At 35.5% G+C, this 10,446-nt stretch carries 3 protein-coding genes; all 3 read right to left on the bottom strand.

What is annotated here, in order from left to right:
• Positions 1–619 precede the first annotated feature (619 nt).
• Positions 620–856, bottom strand: coding sequence for a hypothetical protein (locus ACFOWM_RS04250; RefSeq protein WP_379707439.1), 237 nt, complete (start codon positions 854–856; stop codon positions 620–622).
• 1 nt (position 857) lies between these two features.
• Positions 858–9,551, bottom strand: a complete 8,694-nt coding sequence (locus ACFOWM_RS04255; protein WP_379707440.1) for a DUF6443 domain-containing protein — start codon at positions 9,549–9,551, stop codon at positions 858–860.
• Positions 9,552–9,619: 68 nt separating this feature from the next.
• Entirely contained in the window at positions 9,620–10,435 is an 816-nt protein-coding gene (locus tag ACFOWM_RS04260) for a hypothetical protein (RefSeq protein WP_379707441.1), read from the bottom strand.
• Positions 10,436–10,446 lie beyond the last annotated feature (11 nt).

Raw genomic sequence — 10,446 nt, forward strand, 5'->3', positions numbered from 1 at the left:
GTTGATTCGTTTTGTGATGATTCAGAAATTGCAAACTATCACACTGATGATCAATTTACCGATATAGATGAAAATGAATTGAGAGAAATTGCAAAGATTGCTCTTCAACAACTTTTGGAGTTGAACAATAAATATTATGATTAACTGATTATCCTTAGCTACGCTTTGCTTAATTCTAAGTTTAATAAAGGATAATTTATGCTTTTTATTGAACATATATAGTGACGCTTCGCTCAACACTATGGATAGTTAGGAAAAAGTTTACTTTTCTAAAAAGTAAAAAACTTTTTTAACCTTCGACATGTATAATGCTAAAATCTCGAAGAGCAGGGGGTAATTACTCACATTTATTAACTATCCGTAGTGACCCATCGCTTAACACTACGGATAGTGGAGGTTTCGGTTAGTGAGGTCTCCTACCGATAATATAAATTTGAAGTTAAATATTTACAGATTAAAATCTGCAATATTAGGCTTCGAGATGCGCTACGCTAACATCTCGAAGAGCGGATTAAATATTTACAGATAAAAATCTGTAGTATCAGGCCTCGAGATGCGCTACGCTAACATCTCGAAGAGCTGAGTGTCTGCATATCTGCTCCGTTAGAGGAAAGAAAGTTTACTTCGCTTTCAATTTTATTAATTCATCAATAAGCGATGGCAAAACATTTCTTGCCATCGCTATGAAATCTTGATCTATTGCGGAAAGGTTTATAAATTCAATGTCATAATTTTTCTCCCCTGTTTGAATAAAATTTGACCCACTAATATGGTCTCTTCCTTCAACAAATGATTTCCACGGACCTGGTGTAACTTTTGATAAAATATTTAATATTTCTTCTATTTCTATTAACATACTATTTCTTTGGATTGTCAATTGTAGGTTTAAATAAGGCTTCGGCTTTTTGTGGAGTTATTCCACTTAAAGTGGCGTGATTAGGATTTCTGTCGTTTGGACTGGGAGTTACTTGACCTCCAGCAGCTCTAATATCACCAACAGTTGTAGTTCCCACTTTGTTATTTGGAATACCTGATGATAATTCTTTTATAGAAAGATTGTTTGCACTATTTACAGATGCTCCGTTAATTTGACCTTTTGAATTAATTGTTACTCCACTTCCGTTTTCAAATTGTATAGCGTTACATGTCCCTCCTCGAACAACATTCGCTTCATTTTGTAACATCCCTTCCACCGCAGTGGCTTCACCCGAAGCAGCATATCCAACTGTTCCCGCTATAACACCTGCGCTCGCTGTTCCATAAGCGGCAGTCGCATCACCCATTAAAGCAGATAATATAGTCCAACCGCTTTCCCCACTACCCGCAACCCATGCTGCACCTCCTGAACCTGCTGCAGCTATTGCTGGTGCAGTAACTATCCCAACTGCCATATAGCCAAATCCATCCGCTATAGCAGCTCCACTTTTTGCATCAGTTTCATTTTGTGTTTCAAACCTTTCAAAATGTCCTTTTGCTAAATAATTTTGACCATTAAACCAATAAGAGCTAATTTGATCACTTGAACTATTATCATTCTTTAAATAAAAATATTTACCTTGACTTTGGCCATCTTCTGCAATAATCCACTTTTCATTTGTGTAAGGATCGACAACACCATAAGCAGTAAATCTTTGTCCACTAACTTTATCATATACATCTATAGAATTCGAACCTCCTAAAGTCACACCTTTCTTTAACCACTTTTCCACCCTTGATGTTGGTTGTAAACCTAATAAATCAACACACCTTAACACATCATTTCCTGCAAATTGATATGGACTGTACCATGGATATGATTTTGCCAAAGGATCAACACTTAATAATCTTCCCAAGCGAACGTCAGTAATTCTAAATCCATAATCTTGTATCCCTTCCCCAGCATTCTTATCATTTTCTTTTCCATTAAACCCGTACCTGTACTCACTTCCGTTGGTATATTTCCTTCCTGGCATTTGCATACCGAACGGATAATAGTCATTGGCCGTAACTACCTCTGCGCTGTAATAATCATTGGTACCGTTACCAGCATCATGCCCTAGCTTTTTATCAGATATAGTTACCAACACATTGCCTAAATGGTTGCTTAACTCAAAGAGCTTATTACCTCTTGTAAATATACTACTAAATGCTGAATAATTTACCGCCATAAGGTTGCTTACATTGCGGTTAATATGCCATACACCCAAGCGGCTGCTGCCATACAAACTTACTTCAGTTTGGGTAAGGGCATTGCTGTTTATACTAGCATCAACACTGTAAATACTCATTACATTACCACTAGCATCTCTCACATAAAAGGTTTTTGTAAGGGTACCATTTATATTCACCAATTTGCTAATACGGTTTCCTGAGGCATCATAAGTGTAATTAATAACTGTGGTTACGCCGCCTTTTATTTTAGTGAGCTTGCTCATTTTACCATAAACCGTCCACTCAATCATGGGTTTGAGGTAGTCGTTAGGGTCGTAAATACCTTCAGCTTTATCTTGTACTAAATTACCAATAGCATCGTACTTATAATTAATTTGGTCACTTTGGTGGTCAATATCATCTGGGTAATTGTTGCCTATTGCACCAATATCTCTAACCCCTCTTAACTGATTTTTATTAGGCTCGTATTCATAGGTTAAATAATCCATATCAGTAGGCAAGCCAACACTTGGAGCACCATTACGCAAGTAACTCTTAATATTTCCATTAGGGTCGTAGGTAATCCTTTCTTTATAGTCATCTATATAAGTAGGGGTATTGTTATTGCCAAACACATTGGTATTGTTATTAAAGCCATTATAACTGTTCATGGCTTTAATACGGTTTAACTGATCATACCTATACCCATATAACAATGCAGCGGCACCACCATTGGTGGTGGCCAATGCTGGTATGTTCACCAACATACCTCTTATATTACCATTAAATAAGTTTTTACCTACTTGCAATGTTTCTGATGGTGCATTCGGTAAACCATTGGCAATACCTACAAAAGGGTTGGTGGTGGTATTAATGGGTTTGTAATCGCCTTCAAAATAATGAAGGTTGTACCCATAGGCATCACGGGCAACGGTGCTATTTCCAATACCATCTTGCCCCATATCAACACCACTATTCAATGCAGTGGTACTAGTAGCTACGCTACTGCTGTTTACTCCTTTTAACCAACCTTGTATAGTATAAGCATATTGCAACCCTTGTACTTCATTTTTACCTAATATGGTTTGGTACAATGGACCATGGCGATAGTAATCATATGCAGCATCTTGCTCCCAATATACACCATCATTACTGGTGTATACATGGGTAATTCTATTTTCAGCATCGTATTGGTATTTATGGAAAAACTGATCTGAAAAGCCAGGCTGGTATGATACTTTATTTACTTTACCACTTATTAAATCATAATCATAAACCATCTTCTTAAATCGATGGCTGGCATAAGTGCCTAAACTACCTTTTAAATCTTGCACCAACGTATCTACATTACCATGTATATCATAGCTATAATAAGTGGCTGCGGCCTGCTCCCCTACATATACCTCTAAACCATCAGCAGGTTCTACATCAATTATTTGGGTATAACTTACCCTGTTACGTAAATTTTGTTGTACCAAGGTACTTTGGCTAGGTGTGTTGAGGGCATCATCACCTGCGTAATAACTAATATCATACACGGTTCGGGTAATTTGCTCTTTTAAACCACCAGTGGTTTTATTGTCGAGCCAATTTTGTAGCGCTACTTCGTTTTGGCTAATAGCTTGGGTCATTATATTTGTTTGAGGCTTCTGCCCTACTTGTGTAATTCTACCCAAAGCATCGTACTGGGTGTAACTGTATTTGTTTTGGGTGATTTGGGCCGCATTTTGACTCACCACTAACCTACCTAACCGATCATACCAAAACTTACTCACCCCGGCATCAGGCGTTTTTTGTTCAACCACTTGGTTGAGTGAATTGTAACGGTATTGCGTTGCCAATGCTTCATTATTATCAGGGTGGGTAAAATCAGCACCAGCATTACGAGCAGCTTTTACATTGGCTAAATAAGTAGCCGTATAATTTGGTTTTACTGCAGCTGGCGGCATGGTTTTTACTAAATTACCAGCTTGGTCGTAATAGTATAAGGTATAATGATACTCTTTTGGTAAATATTCAACATAAAAAACCTCAGTAGCTTGTACAGAAAGGCATTTTGCTTTGTACAAACTATCAAAATTAGCTATCAACGAATCTTTTAAATTATTAAAAATTAATTGTGCGGCATACTGTGCAGCTGTTTGTGTTTGCAAACATGGGTTGTACGGTATGGTATCTAAATTTGCCGGACTATTAGTTGGAGGATCAAATGAACAAATAGTCATTGTGTTCATGTTACTGGAATTACATTGCTGGTAAGCTTGTAAATACGTAAGGGTATTATATGAAAAACCTGTGCGATAATTGATAAACCTAGCCCAAAGTGCATTTTGGCTCATTTGCTCATCAGTGATATTATCACCTAAATAAGGTACTGCTGCATATGGTTGATATAAAAGCCTAAAGGCAGGTGTAAGTTCATTTACCAGTTTATTACAAGTAATGCATGGCTTTACATAACCACAATTTAAAAATGCTGGTATTACTGCATAACTTGGTAAAATAATGGGTTGGTAAACCAAACAAGTATCTGTATTGGTACAACCATTATAGAAGTAAGTGCTAGAGGTTAATACCCTTGTACATGACGCTTTATAACAGCGCAACACAAATGAATATACAGCGCAAGAATCATAGGTTGGCGACGTAAAAGTATAACTGCTTAAGCCACACACATTGCCATTATACCCAACTTGATTACCATTTTGATCATACATATACAACTTACACGAATCGCAACCTGGTGTAGTTTGAAAATATACTTGAAAACTATGATTATATTGGGTAGCATTTACATACGAAATGGTTGGTTTAGTACAATTAGAATCAGGATTGATGATGATATCACAAGGATTATAAAATGACGTATCAGATGCTAAAACTCCACAATTTTCTGTATTACATGTAACTACAAATTTGTATTTAAAACATGAGTCTAAGGCTTTAAAATTTGCAATGCCAGCACCACATGTAGGGTATGAATATTGAATAGGTGTATTATACTGATCAAACATTGTTACTAAACAATTTTGACAAGCATTGGGAGCATTAAAATAAACATTAACAACGGAATTAGCTGCAATATTTACAGATGTTATAACAGGTTTAGTACATACTTCATGTGTCACGTTACATTTATCGTAATATACTGTGTCAGAGATTAAGGTACCACATTCGCCCCTTGTGGAACATGACATAATGAATTTGTATTTCACACAAGTATCACTTACCTCAAATGTTGTAGTGTTCCCTCCACAAGAAACTACATTTGTTTGTACAACGTTATTAAATTCATCAAACATAGTTACTCCACAAAAATTACATGGGGTTGATGATGTATAACGTACTTCTATATTAGTATTACCAAGATCATCCCCTGTTGGAATATTAATGACAGCATTTATTACTGGAGCTACACAGTCACTACCTTTTCCGCTTGTATTTTTTGTTGATTGTAATTTGGTATTTTTAATACTAGGTTTTGAAATTACATTTTTATCCTTACTACATGTATCTGTAAATATGCCACTGCATTGTTGCAGGCCGGTCCATACTACAAGTGTTAAACTATCACGATATACATTATTTAAGAATGTATTCATGGAAGCAAAAGTATTAGGGTTATAACCAGCAGCTGCCGCTTCTAACTGTAATTGACCAAACCTACGGCAAGCACAACTATCGAGCACATTACTGTTATTCACCACGGCTGGCACGTTTAAACCAAATGGTTTAGGGTTATCAATAGTGAAAGGGTTACAGTAATAATGATCTCCAGGAGTTGTGCTAATATTATTGTTAGCAAATACATTATTAATGACTTCTTCAAAGCTTCGTGGCGTTCCTACAAAAATTGGATTAACAGTTGATGCTCCGTTAGGGTTTTGTGGTGTTTGAGAATGATTACATACAGATTCCATTCCATCTAAAATTTGATCGATGATGGAATTAACTTGAGCAGAATCTACAGGTGTTTCTAACAACAATTTATTTTTTAACACATCACATTGCAACAGCTTGGCCCTCCATAAAGGTCTTTGTCCTTTACAGAAATTTATCGTATTATTTGCTGTAGAAACTCCCACCCCTGTGGTATCAAAATTATTGGCATTAGTAACACCTTGCCACCAACTCCAGCCATTTTGAGCAGCAATATTTTCATTTAATGCAAAAATTAACTGCTTACCTTCTACATTTAAACGAGCCATATCAGCCTCTGATAATGCATTCGTTGCATGACTATTAATGTAACGCACCACCATTTGATTACGGTAAGACAGGTAACCTAATTTAACAGATTCCCATACTTCATTTTTATCAGCATCAGAAGTAATAAGTGAACTTAAACCATTGGTAGTAGTACCTTCCATACAAGCTGCCCTAGCAGCTCCTGTGGTTGTATTACACAAAATACTACCATTGGCCATTTGCCAAATACTAGGGTTAATTGGCGAACTGTTATAAGCAATACCTACGTTTAAATAATGGTTTAAAGTATCTTTTTGTAAGGCAGTACCAGGCATATTGAAAAACGGATCTACCGCTGTAAAATTCAAATAATTATTGGTTACAGCACTTGCGTAAGTTGTTGTAGCCATTACATTATCTAACCAAGTATAAGCGCTTAAAAGGGCAGTTTCTGCATAATGTAGCTTTGAATATTCAGGGTGATATTTTATTAAACTTTCTCTCCACTTTGGTTGAAAAATAGCAGTAAAATCAGCTTTATTTATATTTTCAAGTATCGTTGTTGTACTACCATTGCTCACAGGTGCATGTATCGTTTCATCTACTATATTATTTTCAGTAAAATATTTATTTGCTGGAGTATTGGTTTCGTGTAAGGGATTACGGTAAAAAGGTTTATTAGTTGGTGTTACAGTGGCACCACCCACAATATTAATGTAAGAATTGGTAAAAATATTAAACTTCGCATCTAAACTCTGGTAATTAGGTACCCCATTATTAGTAACAATGGTATCAGTTGCATACTGACCTGTAAAAGGTTCCATATCGGCTAACATCTGATTTCTATACCCGACCAAAGTAGCAAACGCAGGATTAGTACCTGTACCACAAATACGCTTACATTCAACTGAATCCATACTATACAAAGCTTGTATTTCTTGCATAGTGGCAGTGGCTGGCGCAATGGATTGTAAATATTTTACAGCATACGTATTAAACGAGCCTAAATGTGCATTACAGCTATCACAAGCTGATTGTGAAGGGTTGGTATTACCACAGCCAGTTGTAGTAGAAAATACAGTATAAACTGAATCATAAATTTGTTGTTGTGTTCTACACAACAATGAATCTAATGCAATGGCTCTTCTTATTTTAAATAACGAATCATTAATGGTTAATGTTTTCCTTACTACATAAGAGCCGGCCGGCAGTAAATAATCAAAACTAATTTGTGTTGTAGGTGTATTGATGTTTTCTCCTATAAAGCCCATTGGAGTGGTACAAGCAGCATTAGCAGGCACCATTGATAAATTAGCGTATTTTTTTACAATAGGTGCATCATTATCACATTGCTCTGGCCTTATAGAAATTTCTAAATCATACTTACAATCAAAACAAATCGGTTGATTGGTACAAGTTAATAAAGAAAGAATAGCAGGGTTGAGTTCATAAACAAAATGATAGTTAGTAACAGCAGGCGCTAAAATAGTACTGATAGATTCTATTTGGTTACCATTAATAATATTAGTGGTGCTGGTTAGTAAATCATTTTTTACAACGCTGGCAGCTAAGGGATAATCAGCATTATTTTGAATACCATCTAAACCATTAGGTGCGTCACCGGCTAAAGCCGTAGCAATGGTTCTGCCATGCATATCTACATAACTTACACTCATTTGCCCATTGGCATCTCTCACCATATTTTTAAAGTAATGACTAGCATCTCCTACCTCTGTCGCAAATAAGGCATCTAACTCAGCTTGTGATGGCTTTCCATAAAAATATTGTGTTTCATGTCCACTACCAATTTGATGATCGATACCTACGCCGCCTTGACTTTTAATACGTTGTGTAGCATCATCTGTAAACCTTGTTTCAGTATAGGCATATCCTTGAGCGTTAGGTATAAATTTTGATTTCGATTCTGTTGTTAACCAACTATTATTACCTGAGTAATATTTTCCGTTTCCATATGCAGAATCAAGTTTAGGCGATGCTTGACATTTAAGAGCTGAAGGTGTTAAATCAAAATACTTGGCAGGGTCGTCATCTACTGCCATACCCACAAACTTATTAAACCCATTAAAATATTTGATGGTATTATCTATAGTAGGTGTTGGTAATATTTGAACATTAGGCCTTCCTTGATAATCATAAATAGTTTCACCTACAACAGTATTACCAGTTGTATTGTCTTTAGTAACTGTTTGCCTTCCTCTTAAACTTCCATCAAAATATTGTATTACCGTTTTGTATTTACCTTCTTCTGCAAAACTCGAGCTACTTTGCCAATTCAAATTTGGCTCATGCCCCATAAATGCAAACGCATTTTGTGTAGCACTAACAGTTGACCAAGGCCCTGTTATTAATGTACCGTTTGCTTTTTGTTGAACAGCCCTTACCCTATAAAAAAGTTTACCTTCATTAGGGTACAATAGTGGTATTTTATAAAGATAGCCTGTTAAACGATTTCTATATTCTAAATCAACCCTCGTACTATTTTTTTGAAATAAGGCTTCAAAATTATTATTGTAAAAAGGCAACAACTCGTTTTCAACATATGTCCATTCCAACTGCGTCATATTTTCATGGGCAGCAGAAAGATTAGCAAAATTGGCGTCGGCAGGAAAATTCCAATTCAATTGCAATACATCAGGCGTAGGTTGTGAGGTGGTAATGGCAGCTGTTAAATCTGTAGCGTTAGTTGAAAGGTTAAAATATCGAGTAATCCTCATTTCATTTTCAACTTCAAGTAACGGTTTGGGGTCCCAACTAGTTGCACCGGTAATGGTAATTGGGCTAGCCAGCGTAACTTTTACTGATTTATATCCTTCAAATGTTCGGTAATCTCTCACTACAAATTTAGCGCCTGTTGCTTTGTCATAATTAATGTTTAATGTAATGGCAGGGGGTGTTGTTACAACACTGTTCATATCAGTTAATTCCACATTAACTTGAACAGATGCGGTAAAGCTAGTAGCGATGTAGTTATTTTGACCCTCTTTGATTTTAAAGGTAATTACATTTAAAATTTTGGCAGCTACCTCACCCGTATTGCTGTAGTTAATAGTATTAGTTGTGCCACTTACAGCTAAATTGGCACCTGTTATAGCAGGTACAGCAAACACATTAGGCATTACAATACCTTCTTCAATTTGGCCATAAGTAGGTAAAGTGAAAAAGCATAATACTAGGTAAAGTCCTAAAAATTTTTGTAATAATTGTTGTATCATAAAGTAGATATGTACGTTGATTAAATATTTAGAAATACGCCAACATTATAAATTGAATAAGAATCGTTTTAAAATGTTTGTGTGATTTCATAACTGCTATATTTTCCCTTTGCTATAAAACTGTTTTCATTTTGTTGAAACGTTAATACTGTCGTCCAATCGGGTATGGCTGCTACAGTATTTTTTTCGAAAGCAATTGTATTAAATATCACTTTCATTTGTTGTGTTCTTAATAAAAATTTATTGTCGCCAATTTGTTGCACCAACTGCTGTGTATCTAAACCATCATCACGTAATTGTTGAATACCCTCATCATCAATACTTTTTTTAAATTGTACATTTAATTCAAAAGCATTGGGCAAATAAGTACGTGAATCATATGTTAGGCTAATATTCATTTTGGTAGATGTATATGCTGCATATTCATCCTTCATATCAAATGTTATTTTTTGATGTTGCGCATCTAGCTTTTGTTGAGCGATTGCATAATTATTCCTTATAACCGCTTGTAAATCTTTATTTGACAAAGGCAGTATGCTCAGCTTTTGTTTGGAGCCTTCATCAATTTTACTAACCCAAATAGTTTTTTTATCATTATTAATTTCAATCATAAAACTATCTTGGATGTAATACTCCTGTTGTAGCTGTTGCAAATAATAGCTTTGGGCACTTTTATAAAAAACGCTGTTACTACGCATAGTATCAGAGGCGACTAATACAGGCTGTGCAGTTAAATAACTAGTACAGGTATAATACACAAATGGTTTTTCAAAAAATGCAACCACTTTATTAAAGTCTTTAATGATAGCGGCAGTATCATTTTGTGCTTTACACACATTTGATAACATTACTACCATGATGGTTAAATTGAATATTTTTTTCATACTACTTAAAT

It is taken from the genome of Ferruginibacter yonginensis (genome assembly GCF_042651465.1).
Lineage (GTDB): Bacteria > Bacteroidota > Bacteroidia > Chitinophagales > Chitinophagaceae > Ferruginibacter > Ferruginibacter yonginensis.

What these genes read in the sequence shown, in the direction of transcription:
- ACFOWM_RS04255 (WP_379707440.1), bottom strand. Translation starts at nt 9,551, where the DNA reads ATGATACAACAATTATTACAAAAATTTTTAGGACTTTACCTAGTATTA.
- ACFOWM_RS04250 (WP_379707439.1), bottom strand. Translation starts at nt 856, where the DNA reads ATGTTAATAGAAATAGAAGAAATATTAAATATTTTATCAAAAGTTACA.
- ACFOWM_RS04260 (WP_379707441.1), bottom strand. Translation starts at nt 10,435, where the DNA reads ATGAAAAAAATATTCAATTTAACCATCATGGTAGTAATGTTATCAAAT.